General features: G+C 70.8%; 16 protein-coding genes and 1 pseudogene. 6 read left to right on the top strand and 11 right to left on the bottom strand.

Annotation, left to right across the window (positions count from 1 at the left end; translation table 11 throughout):
* From DEP02_RS15230 to DEP02_RS15215, 4 genes and pseudogenes are all read left to right on the top strand, one after another.
* Positions 1–1,344: pseudogene (locus DEP02_RS15230) on the top strand (nitrate- and nitrite sensing domain-containing protein); the annotation flags it as partial.
* 9 nt (positions 1,345–1,353) lie between these two features.
* Complete coding sequence (locus tag DEP02_RS15225) at positions 1,354–1,767, top strand: roadblock/LC7 domain-containing protein (protein ID WP_073947771.1); 414 nt, start codon at positions 1,354–1,356, stop codon at positions 1,765–1,767.
* Between the two features lie 110 nt (positions 1,768–1,877).
* Positions 1,878–2,273 (top strand): DUF742 domain-containing protein, encoded by a 396-nt coding sequence (locus tag DEP02_RS15220; protein ID WP_112467866.1) that lies wholly within the window; start codon positions 1,878–1,880, stop codon positions 2,271–2,273.
* Positions 2,254–2,709 carry a GTP-binding protein gene (locus DEP02_RS15215; protein ID WP_112467865.1) on the top strand — a complete coding sequence of 152 codons (456 nt, stop codon included), beginning with the start codon at positions 2,254–2,256 and terminating at the stop codon, positions 2,707–2,709. Before DEP02_RS15220 ends, DEP02_RS15215 begins: the two co-directional genes overlap by 20 nt.
* A gap of 157 nt (positions 2,710–2,866) precedes the next feature.
* On the opposite strand, the gene DEP02_RS15210 is transcribed toward DEP02_RS15215, so the two are convergent.
* The 3 genes from DEP02_RS15210 to DEP02_RS15200 all read right to left on the bottom strand — a co-directional run bounded on the left by DEP02_RS15210 (position 2,867) and on the right by DEP02_RS15200 (position 5,425).
* Positions 2,867–3,061, bottom strand: a complete 195-nt coding sequence (locus tag DEP02_RS15210) for an acyl-CoA carboxylase subunit epsilon (RefSeq protein WP_112467864.1) — start codon at positions 3,059–3,061, stop codon at positions 2,867–2,869.
* A gap of 21 nt (positions 3,062–3,082) precedes the next feature.
* A complete protein-coding gene (locus tag DEP02_RS15205) occupies positions 3,083–4,678 on the bottom strand; it encodes an acyl-CoA carboxylase subunit beta (RefSeq protein ID WP_112467863.1) in 1,596 nt (531 codons plus the stop codon).
* Between the two features lie 222 nt (positions 4,679–4,900).
* Positions 4,901–5,425 carry a hypothetical protein gene (locus DEP02_RS15200; protein WP_112467862.1) on the bottom strand — a complete coding sequence of 175 codons (525 nt, stop codon included), beginning with the start codon at positions 5,423–5,425 and terminating at the stop codon, positions 4,901–4,903.
* A 260-nt stretch (positions 5,426–5,685) separates the two neighbouring features.
* Between DEP02_RS15200 and DEP02_RS15195 the strand changes: the two genes are divergently transcribed.
* A complete protein-coding gene (locus DEP02_RS15195) occupies positions 5,686–6,294 on the top strand; it encodes a YceI family protein (RefSeq protein ID WP_112467861.1) in 609 nt (202 codons plus the stop codon).
* A 14-nt stretch (positions 6,295–6,308) separates the two neighbouring features.
* On the opposite strand, the gene DEP02_RS15190 is transcribed toward DEP02_RS15195, so the two are convergent.
* Positions 6,309–7,700 carry a hypothetical protein gene (locus DEP02_RS15190; protein WP_112467860.1) on the bottom strand — a complete coding sequence of 464 codons (1,392 nt, stop codon included), beginning with the start codon at positions 7,698–7,700 and terminating at the stop codon, positions 6,309–6,311.
* 91 nt (positions 7,701–7,791) lie between these two features.
* Between DEP02_RS15190 and DEP02_RS15185 the strand changes: the two genes are divergently transcribed.
* Positions 7,792–8,397, top strand: a complete 606-nt coding sequence (locus DEP02_RS15185) for a GOLPH3/VPS74 family protein (RefSeq protein ID WP_112467859.1) — start codon at positions 7,792–7,794, stop codon at positions 8,395–8,397.
* Between the two features lie 19 nt (positions 8,398–8,416).
* Here DEP02_RS15185 and DEP02_RS15180 read toward each other — a convergent pair whose 3' ends face one another.
* The 7 genes from DEP02_RS15180 to pruA all read right to left on the bottom strand — a co-directional run bounded on the left by DEP02_RS15180 (position 8,417) and on the right by pruA (position 16,019).
* A complete protein-coding gene (locus tag DEP02_RS15180; protein ID WP_112467858.1) occupies positions 8,417–8,743 on the bottom strand; it encodes a VOC family protein in 327 nt (108 codons plus the stop codon).
* Positions 8,744–8,779: 36 nt separating this feature from the next.
* Positions 8,780–10,384, bottom strand: coding sequence for a citramalate synthase (gene cimA / locus DEP02_RS15175; protein ID WP_112467857.1), 1,605 nt, complete (start codon positions 10,382–10,384; stop codon positions 8,780–8,782).
* Positions 10,385–10,833: 449 nt separating this feature from the next.
* Complete coding sequence (locus DEP02_RS15170; RefSeq protein WP_112467856.1) at positions 10,834–11,922, bottom strand: branched-chain amino acid aminotransferase; 1,089 nt, start codon at positions 11,920–11,922, stop codon at positions 10,834–10,836.
* A 284-nt stretch (positions 11,923–12,206) separates the two neighbouring features.
* Entirely contained in the window at positions 12,207–13,250 is a 1,044-nt protein-coding gene (locus tag DEP02_RS15165; RefSeq protein ID WP_112467855.1) for a 3-isopropylmalate dehydrogenase, read from the bottom strand.
* Between the two features lie 93 nt (positions 13,251–13,343).
* On the bottom strand, positions 13,344–13,475 hold the full coding sequence (locus tag DEP02_RS35330; protein WP_112467854.1) for a hypothetical protein: 132 nt from the start codon (positions 13,473–13,475) through the stop codon (positions 13,344–13,346).
* A 289-nt stretch (positions 13,476–13,764) separates the two neighbouring features.
* Positions 13,765–14,292, bottom strand: a complete 528-nt coding sequence (locus DEP02_RS15155) for a GNAT family N-acetyltransferase (protein ID WP_112467853.1) — start codon at positions 14,290–14,292, stop codon at positions 13,765–13,767.
* A gap of 95 nt (positions 14,293–14,387) precedes the next feature.
* Positions 14,388–16,019, bottom strand: coding sequence for an L-glutamate gamma-semialdehyde dehydrogenase (pruA, locus tag DEP02_RS15150; protein ID WP_112467852.1), 1,632 nt, complete (start codon positions 16,017–16,019; stop codon positions 14,388–14,390).
* Positions 16,020–16,091 lie beyond the last annotated feature (72 nt).

Here is a 16,091-nt window from a genome sequence, read left to right as displayed (position 1 = left end):
CACCAGGGCGGTCCGGGCTCGCCGCGCGGGCCGCAGGGTCCGGGTCAGCCGCAGCAGGGCCGTCCGGCCCCGGCGGGCGCGGCCGGTGCCTTCGGCGGCCAGGCGCCCGGTGGGCCGCAGGGTCCTCAGGCGGCCGGTCCGGGTGCCTCCCAGGGCTTCGGCGACGGCCGGCGGCAGGACGTCTTCGGTGGCCGCGCGCGTGGTGCCGTACCCCCGCAGCGGGCGAACGGCAGCGAGCAGGGCCGGCAGCCGCAGCTGCCGCCGCGCGGTGGCGCACGCCCCGAGCTGCCGGGCGGCAGCGGGCCGTCTCCCACGCAGGGTTGGGGCGACCAGAACACGGGCGGCAGGGCCGCCCTGGACGCGCCGCGCGGCCACGACGAGTGGCAGGGGGCGGGCTCGACGACGGAGATGCCCCGGATCGACGACCGGCAGGGGCCGGGCTCGACCTCGGAGTTCCCCCGTCCCGACTTCGACGCCCCGCCTCCGGGTGCGGGCGGCGCGCAGCACACGGGCACGTTCGTCCGTCCGGACGTCTTCGGCTCGTCCGGGCAGAACAACCCCTCCCAGACGGGCCAGTTCGCGGCCCCGCAGGCGTACGACAGCGGCTCCACCGGCCAGTTCGCCGCCCAGCAGGGCTGGGACAGCGGCTCCACGGGGCAGTTCGCCCAGCCGGGCCAGGACAGCGGCACCACCGGTCGGCACTCCCTGCCGGACCGTCAGGACCCCGCGTCCACCGGCCAGTTCGAGCGGCCTCAGCCGGGCGGTCCCGCCGACTTCGGCGGCCTGCGCGGCCCGGCCGCCCAGCGGTCGCAGCAGCGTCCCGCCCGTCCGGAACAGGGCGCCGCGGGCGCCCCGCAGCAGCGGCCCGACGACGCCTGGGCCCTGCCGCCGGCCACCGGTCCCGGCGACGGCCGTACGCCGTTGTACGACACCCTGGAGACCAACTGGTTCCGCGGTGGCGGCCGGCAGCAGAGCGGTGAGCCGGCTCCGGTCCCGCAGCAGCCGCAGGCCCCCGCGGCCCAGCAGCCCTCCTCCGCTCCCCAGCGGAACACCGCCCCTGCCTGGCGCAGCTCGCCGAACGACGAGCTCGTCCGGCAGGCCGAGCGGGTCAGGCAACCGGCCGCGGGCGGGGTCACCACCTCCGGCCTGCCGCGCCGGGTGCCCCGGGCGAACCTCGTCCCGGGCACGGCTCAGCAGCAACAGCAACAGAGCGGTCCGCAGGTCTCGCGTTCGCCTGACGACGTACGCGGCCGGCTGACCAATCTCCGTCGGGGTATCGCACAGGGTCGTCAGGCCGGCCACGGCCAGACGGGCAGCTTCCCCACTCACCAGCAGGAGCGTTAGTTGAGCCAGATGAGCCAGGCGGCACAGAACCTCAACTGGTTGATCACCAACTTCGTGGACAACACCCCCGGGGTGTCCCACACCGTCGTGGTGTCGGCCGACGGACTGCTTCTGGCGATGTCCGAAGGGTTTCCTCGCGACCGCGCCGACCAGCTCGCGGCCGTCGCGTCCGGCCTCACCTCGCTGACCTCCGGGGCCTCCCGGATCTTCGAGGGCGGCACCGTGGCGCAGACGGTCGTGGAGATGGAGCGCGGCTTCCTCTTCCTGATGTCCGTCTCGGACGGGTCGTCGCTCGCGGTCCTGTCCCACCCCGAGTGCGACATCGGCCTCGTCGGCTACGAGATGGCACTGCTCGTCGACCGTGCAGGGGCGGTCCTCACGCCCGACCTGCGCGCCGAACTACAGGGCAGTTTGCTCCACTGACCGGCTCGGCACCACCCACCTCACCAAATCACCGTCCGGCCGCCACAATCCCCCCACCGGCCCTGTCAGACGGCTTGACTGACCGACTTGCTGTCCCGCCCGGAGGATTCATGACCCCGCCCCCCGCCTCTCATGATCCGTACGCAGAGCCGTACGGGGACGAGGGCGAGCCGCTGGTACGTCCGTATGCGATGACCGGCGGCCGGACCCGGCCGCGCTACCAGCTCGCCATCGAGGCGCTGGTCAGCACCACGGCCGACCCGGCAGCGCTGATGGGACTGCTCCCGGAGCACCAGCGGATCTGCCACCTGTGCCGCGAGGTGAAATCCGTGGCCGAGGTGTCGGCGCTTCTCTCCATGCCGCTGGGTGTGGCACGGATCCTCGTCGCAGACCTCGCCGAAGCCGGCCTGGTGGCCATCCACCAGCCGGGCGGCGACGAGAACAACGGTGGCGCACCGGACGTGACGCTGCTCGAAAGGGTGCTCAGTGGACTTCGCAAGCTCTGACGCGGGCCGGGCGACCACCTCCGCGAAGATCGTGGTGGCGGGCGGCTTCGGCGTGGGCAAGACCACGTTCGTGGGGGCCGTCTCGGAGATCAACCCGCTGCGCACGGAGGCCGTCATGACGTCTGCTTCGGCGGGCATCGACGACCTCACCCACACCGGGGACAAGACCACCACCACGGTGGCCATGGACTTCGGCCGCATCACGCTCGACCAGGACCTGATCCTGTACCTGTTCGGCACGCCCGGCCAGCTGCCCTTCGTCATCGCCCTCAACGGCTTCGACGGCCAGCAGCCGTACAACCCGGACGAGGTCCGTGAGGCCCTGCAGATCGGTCCGGACACCCCGATCATCACCACCGACGCCCGTCACCGCGCGGACGCCAAGTCGGCGCTGATCACGCTGGTCGAGCACGCGCTGATGGCGCGTCTTCGGTAACGCTCCGCTCGGTTGGCAAAGGTGGGTGCCTTCTCCCTGGGAGAGGGCACCCACCTTTGCCGTTCCGCGGGAAGACGGCAGGAAGACGTGGGAGGACATGCGAAGGGGGCCCACCCGGACGGGTGGGCCCCCTTGGAGTCGGAGGAGTCGGACGGGCTCAGTGCCAGCTGTGGGGAGCGCGGAAGCCGTTCTCCCGTTCCAGCCGGCGCCAGCCGGCCTTGGCTCGGCCGCGGTGGGCGAGGGTCGTGTCGGCGGGGCGGGTCGCGGCGCGGGCCAGGAGGAGGGCCGTGATGGCGGCGACCTCCTCGGGCTCGGCGTGGCCCTTCTCGACGCGGATGTCGATGTTGTCCATGAGTGCGTCTCCGTGGCTGGGTTACTGCGGCGGGTTGCCGTGCTTGCGGGAGGGCAGGTCGGCGTGCTTCGACTGCAGCATCGCCAGGGACTTGATCAGGACCTCACGGGTGTCGGCGGGGTCGATGACGTCGTCCACCAGGCCGCGCTCGGCCGCGTAGTAGGGGTGCATCAGCTCGGCCTTGTATTCCTTGACCATCTTCTGACGCATGGCCTCGGGGTCTTCCGCCCCGGCGATCTGGCGGCGGAAGATGACGTTGGCCGCGCCCTCGGCGCCCATCACGGCGATCTCGTTGGTGGGCCAGGCGTAGGTGAGGTCGGCCCCGATGGACTGGCTGTCCATGACGATGTAGGCACCTCCGTACGCCTTGCGCAGGATCAGCGAGATCCTCGGCACGGTGGCGTTGCAGTAGGCGTAGAGGAGCTTGGCGCCGTGCCGGATGATTCCACCGTGCTCCTGGTCGACGCCGGGCAGGAAGCCGGGGACGTCCAGAAGAGTGACGATGGGGATGTTGAAGGCGTCGCACATCTGCACGAAGCGGGCGGCCTTCTCGCTGGCCTCGATGTCCAGGACGCCCGCCAGCACCTGGGGCTGGTTGGCGATGATGCCGACGACCTGGCCGTCCAGCCGGGCCAGCGCGCAGATGATGTTGCGCGCCCAGCGCTCGTGGACCTCCAGCACCTCGCCGTCGTCGACGAGCTCCTCGATGACCTTGGCCATGTCGTAGGGCCGGTTGCCGTCGGCCGGGACCAGGTCCAGCAGGACGTCGGAGCGGCGGTCGGCGGGGTCGGAGCAGTCCACCCGCGGCGGGTTCTCCCGGTTGTTCTGCGGCAGCAGCGACAGCAGGTACCGCACCTCGGCGATGCAGGTCTCCTCGTCGTCGTAGGCGAAGTGGCAGACGCCGGAGGTCTCCGCGTGGACGTCGGCACCGCCCAGGCCGTTCTGGGTGATCTCCTCGCCGGTGACGGCCTTGACCACGTCCGGGCCGGTGATGAACATCTGCGAGGTCTCGCGGACCATGAAGACGAAGTCGGTGAGCGCGGGGCTGTAGGCGGCGCCGCCCGCGCACGGGCCGAGCATCACGCTGATCTGCGGGATGACTCCGGAGGCCTTGGTGTTGCGCTGGAAGATGCCGCCGTAGCCGGCCAGCGCGCCGACGCCCTCCTGGATCCGGGCGCCCGCACCGTCGTTGAGTGAGACCAGCGGGGCACCGGCCGCGATGGCCATGTCCATGATCTTGTGGATCTTCGTGGCGTGGGCCTCGCCCAGCGCGCCGCCGAAGATGCGGAAGTCGTGGGCGTAGACGAAGACCGTGCGGCCCTCCACCGTGCCCCAGCCGGTGATCACACCGTCGGTGTACGGCTTCTTGGCCTCCAGGCCGAACCCGGTCGCCCGGTGCCGGCGCAGCTGCTCGACCTCCTGGAAGGAGCCGGGGTCCAGGAGCAGTTCGATCCGCTCCCGCGCGGTCAGCTTGCCCTTGGCGTGCTGCGCCGCGGTCGCCTTCTCGCCGGGGCCCGCCACCGCCTGTGTACGGATCTCGTGCAGTTCGGCGACCCGCCCGCGCGCGTCCGCCGGCTCGCCGACCGGCTCACCCGTCGTCTCTTCCAAAACGGTCATGTAGTGACCTTACGAAGGACACCAAGGAAAGCGGGCCGTCGACTCCGTACAGTCTCCGGCCCGTTTTCCTGGTGCCACTGAACAGAACCTGGGCGTGTTGCAGCCTTTTCGACTGCTCAGAGGGCATCGGCCTTGTGGAGGTACCACAAACCGGGGCCGCGGGAGTCCTCTCACATTCGGACGGGCGGATGCCACCCCTCGGGTGACGCCGCGTCCGTCCGGTCAGCAGCCGCCGCAGTTGTAGTACGTGACGTCCCAGTGGTTGCCCTCTTCGGCGTAGATGTTGCCGGAGCCCGACCTCCACTGCGGGGCGCCGTCACCGCGCAGGCCGATGTAGGAGAAGTAGGTCTTGATGTAGTTGCTCACGCAGCTGTACTTGCTGTAGTCGAGCTTGTAGCCGTTCCAGTGGGAGTAGGTGCCGGAGGCGTGACCGGTCTCGGTGCCACCGGTGATGTTGAGGGCGCAGCCACTGGCCTTCTTGAGGGTCTGGGCCCCCTTCGCGGTGTCCAGGTTGAGCTGCTCGAAGGACGTGCAGGTCGAGACGTTGCGGTTGGAGCAGTTGCCGGAGGAGGACCAGGTGATGCCCACGTCACGGAACATCTGGGTCGCGGTGGCGTGGCTGATCTTGGTGGCGGCGAAGGCGTCGGTGGCCGTGCCCATGACGGCGACGCCGGGGGCGACGACGAGGGCGAGGGCGGTGAGGGCCGCGCGGGCCTTGGTGAACCTCGTGACCTTGGTGGTCTTCATGGGGGAACCTTCCTGCTGTTGGCCGTGACTGCGGTGGGGCGGCTGTGCAGGTGGTGCAGGGAGATGGTGCCCGAGTTCTACGCGCGTCCGCCAGAGGGCGTACGGAGGTGACTGTACGTAGCCAGGGAAGCGCGCAGCGGATGAAGTTGAAAACCGAACGGAATAGGGGTACGGTCGTGAGTGTCAAGCAAGTTGAATGTTCAACTTACTCGGCGCCCATCCCCGCGCCGAGCGACCGTCTCTCCTGAGAGGAGCACCTTGTGAGCATCTTCGGCCGCAAGAACGACACCGCCGAGAACACGACCGCCCCCGCCGCCGTGAACCCGGACCTGGCCGCGCTGACCGGCGAGTACACGATCGACCCGGCGCACTCCACCCTCGGCTTCGTCGCGCGGCACGCCATGGTCACGAACGTCAAGGGCAAGTTCAACGACTTCACCGGCACGCTCCACCTGGACGGCAGCGACCCCGCCGCCTCCACGGCGTCCATCGACGTGAGGATGGACAGCATCGACACCGGCTCGGCGGACCGTGACGGCCACCTGAAGAGCGGGGACTTCTTCCAGACCGAGGAGTTCCCGGAGATGACGTTCCGCTCCACCAAGGCCGAGGCCCTGGGCGGCGATGACTACCGCGTCATCGGTGACCTGACCATCCGCGGCGTCACCAAGCCGCTCACCATCGACCTCGAGTTCAACGGCGCCGCCACGGACCCCTTCGGCAACGAGCGCGTCGGTTTCGAGGGCAAGGCCGAGATCCTGCGCTCCGAGTGGGGCCTGACCTGGAACGCGGCCCTGGAGACGGGTGGTGTCCTGGTCTCCGACAAGATCAGGCTGAACTTCGACATCTCCGCCATCAAGAAGGCCTGACCGGCCGCGGGTCCTCAGAACCCGCCCCAGTCCCCGCCTCCCCCGCCGAAGTCGCCGCCCGAGCCGAAGTCCCCTCCCCCGCCGAAGTCACCGAAGTCGGACGGGTTGAAGTCCGCGCCGGAGACGTCGCCGCCCTCGTAGCCTCCGCCGTAACCGTCATGGGCGCCGAAGTCGCCGTAGCCGGTGCCGTAGCCGGCCGCGTAGGACGGGGTGGCCATCATGCTGCCGAGCAGGGTGCCCACCAGGAGGCCCGGGAGAAGGCCGCCGCCGAAGTAGCCGCCGGCCCAGGGACCGTACGCGGGGCCGGCGTCCCAGTAGGGGCGGCGGCCCCAGTCCGTGTCCACCTCGCGGATCTGCGGGGCGCGGCCGTCGGCCAGGCGGGCCTGGTCGGCGGCGCAGACCGGGACCCGACGAGGCGCCCCGCCCGGGGGCGTCCACGTCGCGTCGGCGACCGAGGGGCCGTGGCGCGGATCGAAGAAGCAGGGCGGGCGGCGCTCGGGCAGGGGGCGGCCCTCACGGCGGGCGGCCAGCTGGGCGAGCGAGAAGCGGCCGTCCTCCAGGGTCTCGGTGACGGCCCGCACGTCCTCCGGCCTGCGGGCGTCGGCCATGTACTGCTTGGCCTGCTCGTAGGCGTCCAGCGCCCGCTCGTAGTCCGCGCGCATGGCGTCGTCCGCGCCTGCCTCCGCCGGGTGGAAGTCGAGGCGGTCGAGTTCCTCGCCGAAGGCGGTGATGTCCTCGTCCACGACGACCCGCAGCTTCTCCAGCGCGGCCCGCTGCTCCGCCTCCTGGCGGCTCCGGCTGCGCCGGACCAGGGTGTACGCGCCCACACCGCCCGCCACCAGGACCGCGCCGGCGGTGATCAGCGCGGTGGTCGACCCCGTGCCGCCCTGCCCGGTCTCGCTCCAGGTGGAGGGGGCCGAGCCTCCCATGTTGGCCAGGGCCCGGTGGGTGAAGTCCGTGAGCTGCGTCCCGGCGTCCTCGCCCTGGACGCTGGTGACGAGGTTCCGCACGGCGGTGCGCGGCAGCACCGAGGCGTCGGCGCGGGCGTCGAAGCGGTCACCGAGGCGCACGGCGTACGCGCCGGTGACGCCGGTGGCGGTGCGCAGGTCGGTGAACAGGTTCCGCGTCGGATAGTCCGCGGGCAGGACCGCGATGAACAGGGGTTTGTCCGCGTTCTTGATCTGTCGGCTGAGCGCGGCCGCTTCGTCCGGCGGCAACTGGGCGGACGCGGCCGGATCGACGTACACGGGGCCCCTGCGGAGCGCCTCGGCGACCGTCGAGATGCTGGTGGCCGCCTCCGCGCGGGGTATGCCCGTCGACAGTACGGCCACGACGGCGACCGCGAGCGCCATCAGCAGCCGGACAGGGGCTCGGGCAGAGGCTCGGGGCAGAGCGACGGCCTTCATACTTCGAAGCTACCCGAACCGGCCGAAAAGGGTCATTCGTGGCCTCCGTAGCACGGGACCGGCGGCTCCTGGTGGACGTATCGTCGGGTGCATGACCACACCGCGGGACCTGTTGATCATCAGCCTGGACGTACCGTCCGACCGCCCCGTCGAGCAGGGCGATCTGTCGCTCGCGCTGGCGGGCGCCGAACTGGTCGACCTCCTCGCCGCCGGGGCCGCCACTCTGGACGGCGACCGCATCGTGCCTGTTCCCCGGCGGGCCACGGGGGACGGCCTCCTGGACCAGGCCGGGGCGGCGCTCAAGGAGCAGCCGCCGTACGAGTCCGTCGAGGACTGGCTGTGGCGCCGGGGCGAGGGCCTGGCCGTGGCCTACATCGACGCGCTGGACGCGAAGGGACACCTCACCGGACGTCGGCACCACTGGATGCCCGCCCGCGGCGGCCGGACGACGCCCGTCGACTCACCGGAGCGGCGCGAGGCCGCCGAGCGCTGGGCCTCCCACGATCCCGTCATCGCCGGGCTCGCGGCAGCCGTGGGCATCGAGGCCCACCCCGGTGAGGCGCTCACGGCTCCGGACGACGACGCCCTGGTGACCGTGGTGGCCGCCGTCAACGACGCGGTGACGGAACTGGAGGCCGTACGGCAGCGGCGGCGCATCGAGAACATCGCCTTCGACAACATCTGGCGCGCCCCCTGACGACCGGCGGGCCGGCCGGCTACCGGACCGGCCGGCCGGTGCCCAGCAGGTTCCCCTCGGTCTCGGCGATCCCGTCCACGGTACGGGAACCGGGCACGTCGACCTCCTCGAAGACGACACCGTGCCGCCCGAGTCCGGCCACGGTCGCCTCGCGGTCGTCGGCCTCCCACGCCGTCCGGGTGAACGTGCCCGGCGAGGCTCCGGCCGGGCGGAACACCACGAAGTGGGTTCCGCCGCACCGGTACGGCAGGCCGCCGGGCCGTTCGTCGACGGGGCGCAGCCCGAACTTGTCGGCGTAGAAGCGCCGCGCCCGGTCCAGGTCCCGGGCCGGCAGCCGGGTCGTCACGCTTCCCCGGGCCGGTGGGCTGCGGCGTCCGTCCGGCTATCGCGCCGGTTCCACGCCGGCGCGCAGCAGGCCGTAGGTGTACGCGTCCTCCAGGGCCTGCCAGGAGGCGGCGATCACGTTGTCGGCCACGCCCACCGTGGACCACTCGCCCTGGCCGTCCGAGGTGGAGATGAGGACGCGGGTGGTGGAGGAGGTGCCGTGCTTGCCCTCCAGGATGCGGACCTTGTAGTCGACCAGGCCGATGGAGGCCAGCTGGGGGTAGATCTTCTCCAGGGCCACGCGCAGGGCGCGGTCGAGGGCGTTGACCGGGCCGTTGCCCTCGGCGGTGGCGACGATGCGCTCGCTCTTGGCCCACAGCTTGACGGTGGCCTCGTTGGCGTGGGTGCCGTCGGGGCGGTCCTCGACGATGGCCCGCCAGGACTCCACGTCGAAGTACTTCAGCGGCCTGCCCTCGGCCTCGGCGCGCAGCAGCAGTTCGAAGCTGGCGTCGGCCGCCTCGTACGTGTAGCCCTTGAGCTCGCGTTCCTTGACCCGCTCGACCACCCGGCCGACGAGCTCGCGGTCGTCGCCGAGGTCGATGCCGAGTTCCTTGCCCTTGAGCTCGATGGACGCGCGGCCCGCCATGTCGGAGACCAGCATGCGCATGGTGTTGCCGACCTGCTCGGGGTCGATGTGCTGGTACAGGTCCGGGTCGACCTTGATCGCGGAGGCGTGCAGGCCGGCCTTGTGGGCGAAGGCGGAAACACCCACATAGGGCTGGTGGGTGGAGGGCGTGAGGTTGACGACCTCGGCGATGGCGTGCGAGATACGGGTCATCTCGCGCAGCCGGCCCTCGGGCAGCACCTGCTTGCCGTACTTCAGCTCCAGGGCCGCCACGACCGGGAAGAGGTTGGCGTTGCCGACGCGCTCGCCGTAGCCGTTGGCGGTGCACTGCACGTGGGTGGCGCCCGCGTCGACGGCGGCGAGGGTGTTGGCGACCGCGCAGCCGGTGTCGTCCTGGGCGTGGATGCCGAGGCGGGCACCGGTGTCCGCGAGGACGGTGGAGACGACCGCCTGGATCTGGGCGGGCAGCATGCCGCCGTTGGTGTCGCAGAGGATCACCACGTCCGCGCCGGCCTCGGCGGCGGCCCGTACGACGGCCTTGGCGTACTCGGGGTTGGCGCGGTAGCCGTCGAAGAAGTGCTCGCAGTCGACGAAGACGCGGCGGCCCTCGGCGCGCAGGTGGGAGACGGTGTCGCGGACCATCTCCAGGTTCTCCTCCAGGGTGGTGCGCAGGGCCAGCTCCACATGCCGGTCGTGCGACTTGGCGACCAGGGTGATCACCTCGGCGCCGGAGTCCAGGAGTGCCTTGACCTGGGGGTCGTCCGCGGCCTTGCCGCCGGCCCGGCGGGTCGCGCCGAAGGCCACCAGTTGGGCGTGCTTGAAGTCGATCTCCTGCCGGGCGCGGGCGAAGAACTCGGTGTCCCGCGGGTTGGCGCCGGGCCAGCCGCCCTCGATGAAGCCCACGCCGAAGTCGTCCAGGTGACGGGCGATGGCCAGCTTGTCGGCGACCGTGAGGTTGATGCCCTCGCGCTGGGCGCCGTCGCGCAGGGTCGTGTCGAAGACGTGGAACGAATCGTCGAGCTGGCTGGTTGCGGTCATGGTCTCAAGACTCCTGTCAGCAATCTCGGTCTTACCGGAATGACCGGTTCCACCGCCCCCCGATGATCCCTCGCGCTACGGTCCCGGCTGCGGGTGGGCCAGGAAAACGAAAAACCTCTCGCGGGTGCGAGAGGTCTGCGCGCGGGTCGAGGACGACGGTGTCCGCCCGTACCTGATCGTACGTGGCGGTCACTGCGGACCGGCGCGCCTGCTGCCAATAATCATGGCGAACGAGAGCACGGAGGAAGTGTGGCACAAGTCCGGCGTCCTACGCACAGCGTCTCAGGATGCGGGCGTCACGCCGGGCGCCTCCGGTGACGTGCGACACGTCCGGACACCGTGGGTGCCGTACGTCACGGGTCCGCGCGCCCGGCCCGGCCCGTGCACTGGGCGTCGGAGCCGCCGCGGCCGAGGAGTCCGCGGCGGACCTGACCGTTGGACGGGAAGTCTCAGCCGAGCTCGTGCATCCAGCCGTGCTTGTCCTCGATGACGCCGCGCTGGATGTCCAGCAGGGCCTGACGCAGCTTCAGGGTGACCTCGCCGGGCTCGCCGCCCGACTGCTGCCACTCGGCACCCGCGCGCTTGACGGTGCCGACCGGGGTGATCACGGCCGCCGTGCCGCAGGCGAAGACCTCGGTCAGCGTGCCGTTCTCGGAGTCGCGCTGCCACTGGTCGATGGAGATCCGGGACTCCTCGGCCTCGTAGCCGAGGTCGCGGGCGACCGTCAGCAGCGAGTCACGGGTGACGCCCTCCAGGATCGAGCCGCTGAGGGACGGGGTGACGATCTTGTTGCCGTAGACGAAGTACAGGTTCATGCCGCCGAGTTCCTCGACCCACTTGTGCTCCACGGCGTCGAGGTAGCAGACCTGGTCGCAGCCCTTGGCGGCGGCCTCGGCCTGGGCGAGCAGGGAGGCCGCGTAGTTGCCGCCCGTCTTGGCGTCGCCCATGCCGCCGGGGACGGCGCGGACACGGTCCTCGGAGGCCCAGATGGAGACCGGCTTCACTCCGCCGGGGAAGTACGCACCGGCCGGGGAGGCGATCACGAGGAACAGGTACTCGTTGGCGGGCTTGACCCCCAGCCCGACCTCGGTGGCGATCATGAACGGGCGCAGGTAGAGGGACTCCTCGCCGCCGTGCGCGGGCACCCACGCCTTGTCCTGCTGGACCAGGACGTCACAGGCCTCGATGAACGTCTCCACGGGCAGCTCGGGCATGGCCAGCCGGCGGGCGGATGCCTGGAAGCGCAGGGCGTTCTTCTCCGGGCGGAAGGTGGCGACCGAGCCGTCGGGCCGGCGGTAGGCCTTCAGGCCCTCGAAGATCTCCTGCGCGTAGTGCAGGACGGTGGTCGCCGGGTCGAGGGGGATCGACGCGTACGGGACGAGCTGGCCGTCGTGCCAGCCCCGGCCCTCCGTCCACCTGATCGTCACCATGTGGTCGGTGAAGTGGCGGCCGAACCCGGGGTTGGCCAGGATCGCCTCGCGCTCCGCGTCGGAGAGCGGGTTGGCCGAGGGCTTGAGCTCGATCGTGGGCGTCGTCATGAGTGAGTGTCCTTCACCGGGTTGGTTGTGGCAGGCCGCGCTCACGCCCGTACGGCCGGTGGCCGATGCTAGGACGTCCGAGCATTCCCTCATACCGCGGCTTCGCGTCCGATTATCGCGCGGCGCCGGCAGCGGAAGGAGAACGGGGTGAATCCGGCCCAGGGACTGATGGTGGCACCGGCGGCGGACAGGGGGAAGCCGCCGGGCGCGGATGCGACCCGACGGCTTCGAAGATTCTCGAATGAAGCTGGGGGCACCCCCCGCACTCAGTGCTTGGGGGAGGGTCAGCCCGCTACTCGTACGCGGAGCGCGTCGCCGATCCCGGAGGTGGAGCGTGCGGGCAGCGCGCCGCGCTCCGCGAGGTCGGCGGAGACTGCGTCCTCGACGCGGGTCGCCTCGGCCTCGTAGCCGAGGTGGCGCAGCAGCAGGGCGACGGACAGGACCGTGGCGGTGGGGTCGGCCTTGCCCTGGCCGGCGATGTCCGGGGCCGAGCCGTGGACGGGCTCGAACATGGACGGGAACTGGCCGGAGGGGTTGATGTTCCCGCTCGCGGCGACGCCGATGCCGCCGGAGACGGCCGCGGCGAGGTCGGTGATGATGTCGCCGAAGAGGTTGTCGGTGACGATGACGTCGAACCGCTCGGGCTGGGTGACCAGGTAGATCGTGGCGGCGTCGACATGGATGTACTCGGTGGTGACCTCGGGGTGTTCCTCGGCCACCTTGTTGAAGATGTTCGTCCACAGGTGGCCCGCGAAGGTCAGCACGTTGTTCTTGTGGACCAGCGTGAGCTTCTTGCGCGGGCGGGCCTGGGCGCGGGCGAAGGCGTCGCGGACCACGCGCTCGACACCGTAGGCCGTGTTGACGGAGACCTCGGTGGCGACCTCGTGCTCGGTGCCCTTGCGGATGGTGCCGCCGTTGCCGGTGTAGGGGCCCTCGGTGCCCTCGCGGACGACGACGAAGTCGATCTGCGGGTCGCCGGCGAGCGGGGTGGCGACGCCGGGGAGGAGCTTCGACGGCCGCAGGTTGACGTGGTGGTCGAAGGCGAAGCGGAGCTTGAGCAGGAAGCCGCGCTCCAGGACGCCGGAGGGCACCGACGGGTCGCCGATCGCGCCGAGCAGGATGGCGTCGTGCTGCTTCAGCTGCTCCAGGTCGGCCTCGGTGAGGGTCTCACCGGTGGCGTGGTAGCGCCGGGCGCCGAAGTCGTACTCCTTGGTCTCCAGCTTCACATCCTGCGGGAGGACGGCGGTCAGGACCTTCAGGCCCTCGGCCACGACCTCCTGGCCGATGCCGTCGCCGGGGATCACTGCGAGATTGATGCTGCGAGACATGTCGGCACCCTACTCCTCGTCCCATGAGATGACACACCGCGTCCGCGATATGGACGCCTCGGCGGAGGAGGGCGGAGACGGGCGAGGTACGGCTCAGTGGCCGGTCTCGCCGCCGTTGTCGCGGCGGTCGAGGGCGCGCTGGAGGGCGGCGGCGGCGTTCTTGCGGTCGGACTCGCTCGTACGGGAGGTGTGGCGGACACGGCGGCGGACGGCGGTTGCGGCCATGGGTAATCGACTCCTTCGGCACACGTGGAGTGCGGATGGTGCAAGAGGGTTACGGGATGCCGGAAGGGGCGGGAAGCGGTGCCGCAGGGGTGTCCTGCACAAGGGGCCCGGCTCACGACCGCCATTCGCTTGATCGAGCGAGACGTTCGGCTCCTACAAAACTAAGCGAGGACCGGGCGCCTGTCTCCACAATTGCTCGGACTTCCTACTATCTGAGACGGTGGATTGAGTCACACCCTTCTGACCTGCGCTTTCTCCTCACCCGGCAGGATCGGAGAACCCTGTCGGATCAGAGAACATCCCCGTCACGCCAGTCGAAGACCAGCTCGGTGTCCACCTCGACCGCGGGCCACACATGCACGGCCCCCTCCTCCTCGCGCAGCCGCACCACGCCGTCCGGACCCAGCGCACAGATGCGCCCGCCCCACACCCGCCAGCCGCGGGCCTCGTACAACCGGGCCCCGTCCTCGGTCGCGGACAGTGCCCCGAAGGCGTACGCACGCGCGACGACCCCCTCCAGCACGGCCATCACCCGGCCGCCGATCCCGGCCCGCCGCACCTCCCGCCGGACCGCCACCCCCTCGACATACCCGGTCCGCACCCACCGCCCCCGGTACCGCACCCGCCGCATCACCACAGCCCCGTGCCCGGCGAGCCCACGCCCGTCGGAGACGAGCACATGGACACCCCCCAGGGTGTGGTCCCAGTCCTCGTCCCCGAAGTCCCCGTCGAAGGAGTCGTCCAACAGCTCGCGGACCGCGCGGAGTTCGGCAGGGGTGAGGTCGGCGGTGTGGGCGGTGCGGACGGTGATGGCCATGGGACCAGTATTCCGGGCGGTCCCGGCACGACTCCGCCCCCGGCCCGGAGGGACGTGTCCGGAACGGGGGCGGATTCAGGGGTGCCCAGCGGGGGTCAGCCCATGTGCGGGTAGGTGTAGTCGGTCGGCGGGACCAGGGTTTCCTTGATGGCCCGGGTCAGGGTCCAGCGCATCAGGTTCTGCGGGGCGCCGGCCTTGTCGTTGGTGCCGGAGGCGCGGCCGCCGCCGAAGGGCTGCTGGCCGACCACGGCGCCGGTCGACTTGTCGTTGATGTAGAAGTTGCCGGCCGCGAAGCGCAGCTTCTCCATCGTGTACGCCGCCGCCGCGCGGTCGTTCGCGATGACCGAGCCGGTCAGGGCGTAGTCCGACACCGACTCCATCTGGGTCAGCATCTCGTCGTAACGGTCGTCCTCGTAGACGTACACCGCGAGGATCGGGCCGAAGTACTCGGTGGTGAACACCTCGTTCTCCGGGTCGGTGCACTCGATGACGGTCGGGCGGACGAAGTAACCGACCGAGTCGTCGTAGGTGCCGCCCGCGACGACCGTGCAGGACGGGTCCTCCTTGGCCCGGTCGATCGCGGCCTTGTTCCTGGCGAAGGAACGCTCGTCGATGACCGCTCCCATGAAGTTCGACAGGTCGGTCACGTCACCCGTCGTCAGGTGGTCGACCTCGGAGGCGAACTCCTCCTTGAAGCCGGAGTTCCAGATGGAGGCCGGGATGTACGCCCGGGAGGTCGCCGAGCACTTCTGGCCCTGGTACTCGAAGGCACCGCGGGTCAGGGCGGTCTTCAGCACCGCGCGGTCGGCCGACGGGTGGGCCACCACGAAGTCCTTGCCGCCGGTCTCGCCGACCAGGCGCGGGTAGGAGCGGTACTTCTCGATGTTGTTGCCGACCGTCTTCCACAGGTACTGGAAGGTCCTGGTCGAACCGGTGAAGTGGATGCCGGCCAGGTCGCGGTGGTTCAGGGCGACCTCGGAGACCTCGATGCCGTCGCCGGTCAGGAGGTTGATGACGCCCTTGGGCATCCCCGCCTCCTCCAGCAGCCGCATGAGCAGCACGGCGGCGTGGGTCTGGGTCGGGGACGGCTTCCAGATCACCACGTTGCCCATGAGGGCCGGCGCGGTGGGCAGGTTGGCCGCGATCGCCGAGAAGTTGAACGGCGTGATCGCGTAGACGAAGCCCTCCAGCGGACGGTGGTCCATGCGGTTCCACACGCCCGGGGAGTTGGCCGGGGGCTGCTCGGCCAGGATCTGGCGGGCGTAGTGCACGTTGAAGCGCCAGAAGTCGACCAGCTCGCAGGGGCTGTCGATCTCGGCCTGCTGCGCGGTCTTGGACTGGCCGAGCATGGTGGAGGCGGCGATCGTCTCGCGCCACGGGCCGGCCAGCAGCTCGGCGGCGCGCAGGATGATCGCGGCGCGGTCGTCGAAGGACATCGCGCGCCAGGCCGGCGCCGCGGCGAGGGCGGCGTCGATGGCGTCCTGGGCGTCCGCCTTCGTGGCGTTGTGGTAGGTGCCGAGGACGGCCTTGTGGTTGTGCGGCTGGACGACCTCGAAGGGCTCGCCGCCGCCCATGCGCTTCTCGCCGTCGATGGTGCAGGGCAGGTCGATCGGGTTCTCGGCCAGCTCCTTGAGCCTGGCCTCCAGCCGGGCGCGCTCGGGCGAGCCGGGGGCGTAGCCGTGCACCGGCTCGTTGACGGGGGTGGGGACCTGGGTCACAGCGTCCATGAGATCTCCGAACTCCTTGACTTGAGCGGGGTGTCGAGCGTGTGGTGGGGGCTCAGCCCTTGCTGACCGTCG

This window comes from Streptomyces triticisoli (assembly GCF_003270085.1).
Taxonomy (GTDB): domain Bacteria; phylum Actinomycetota; class Actinomycetes; order Streptomycetales; family Streptomycetaceae; genus Streptomyces; species Streptomyces triticisoli.
Note: the sequence above shows the minus strand (reverse complement) of the source record. Positions and strands in the feature narration are given on the sequence as shown.

Bases quoted from the DNA above. Each gene is read 5' to 3' on its own strand.
- DEP02_RS15225 (WP_073947771.1), top strand. From the start codon at position 1,354: ATGAGCCAGGCGGCACAGAACCTCAACTGGTTGATCACCAACTTCGTG.
- DEP02_RS15220 (WP_112467866.1), top strand. From the start codon at position 1,878: ATGACCCCGCCCCCCGCCTCTCATGATCCGTACGCAGAGCCGTACGGG.
- DEP02_RS15210 (WP_112467864.1), bottom strand. From the start codon at position 3,061: ATGGACAACATCGACATCCGCGTCGAGAAGGGCCACGCCGAGCCCGAG.
- DEP02_RS15205 (WP_112467863.1), bottom strand. From the start codon at position 4,678: ATGACCGTTTTGGAAGAGACGACGGGTGAGCCGGTCGGCGAGCCGGCG.
- DEP02_RS15200 (WP_112467862.1), bottom strand. From the start codon at position 5,425: ATGAAGACCACCAAGGTCACGAGGTTCACCAAGGCCCGCGCGGCCCTC.
- DEP02_RS15190 (WP_112467860.1), bottom strand. From the start codon at position 7,700: ATGAAGGCCGTCGCTCTGCCCCGAGCCTCTGCCCGAGCCCCTGTCCGG.
- DEP02_RS15185 (WP_112467859.1), top strand. From the start codon at position 7,792: ATGACCACACCGCGGGACCTGTTGATCATCAGCCTGGACGTACCGTCC.
- cimA (WP_112467857.1), bottom strand. From the start codon at position 10,384: ATGACCGCAACCAGCCAGCTCGACGATTCGTTCCACGTCTTCGACACG.
- DEP02_RS15170 (WP_112467856.1), bottom strand. From the start codon at position 11,922: ATGACGACGCCCACGATCGAGCTCAAGCCCTCGGCCAACCCGCTCTCC.
- DEP02_RS15165 (WP_112467855.1), bottom strand. From the start codon at position 13,250: ATGTCTCGCAGCATCAATCTCGCAGTGATCCCCGGCGACGGCATCGGC.
- DEP02_RS35330 (WP_112467854.1), bottom strand. From the start codon at position 13,475: ATGGCCGCAACCGCCGTCCGCCGCCGTGTCCGCCACACCTCCCGTACG.
- DEP02_RS15155 (WP_112467853.1), bottom strand. From the start codon at position 14,292: ATGGCCATCACCGTCCGCACCGCCCACACCGCCGACCTCACCCCTGCC.
- pruA (WP_112467852.1), bottom strand. From the start codon at position 16,019: ATGGACGCTGTGACCCAGGTCCCCACCCCCGTCAACGAGCCGGTGCAC.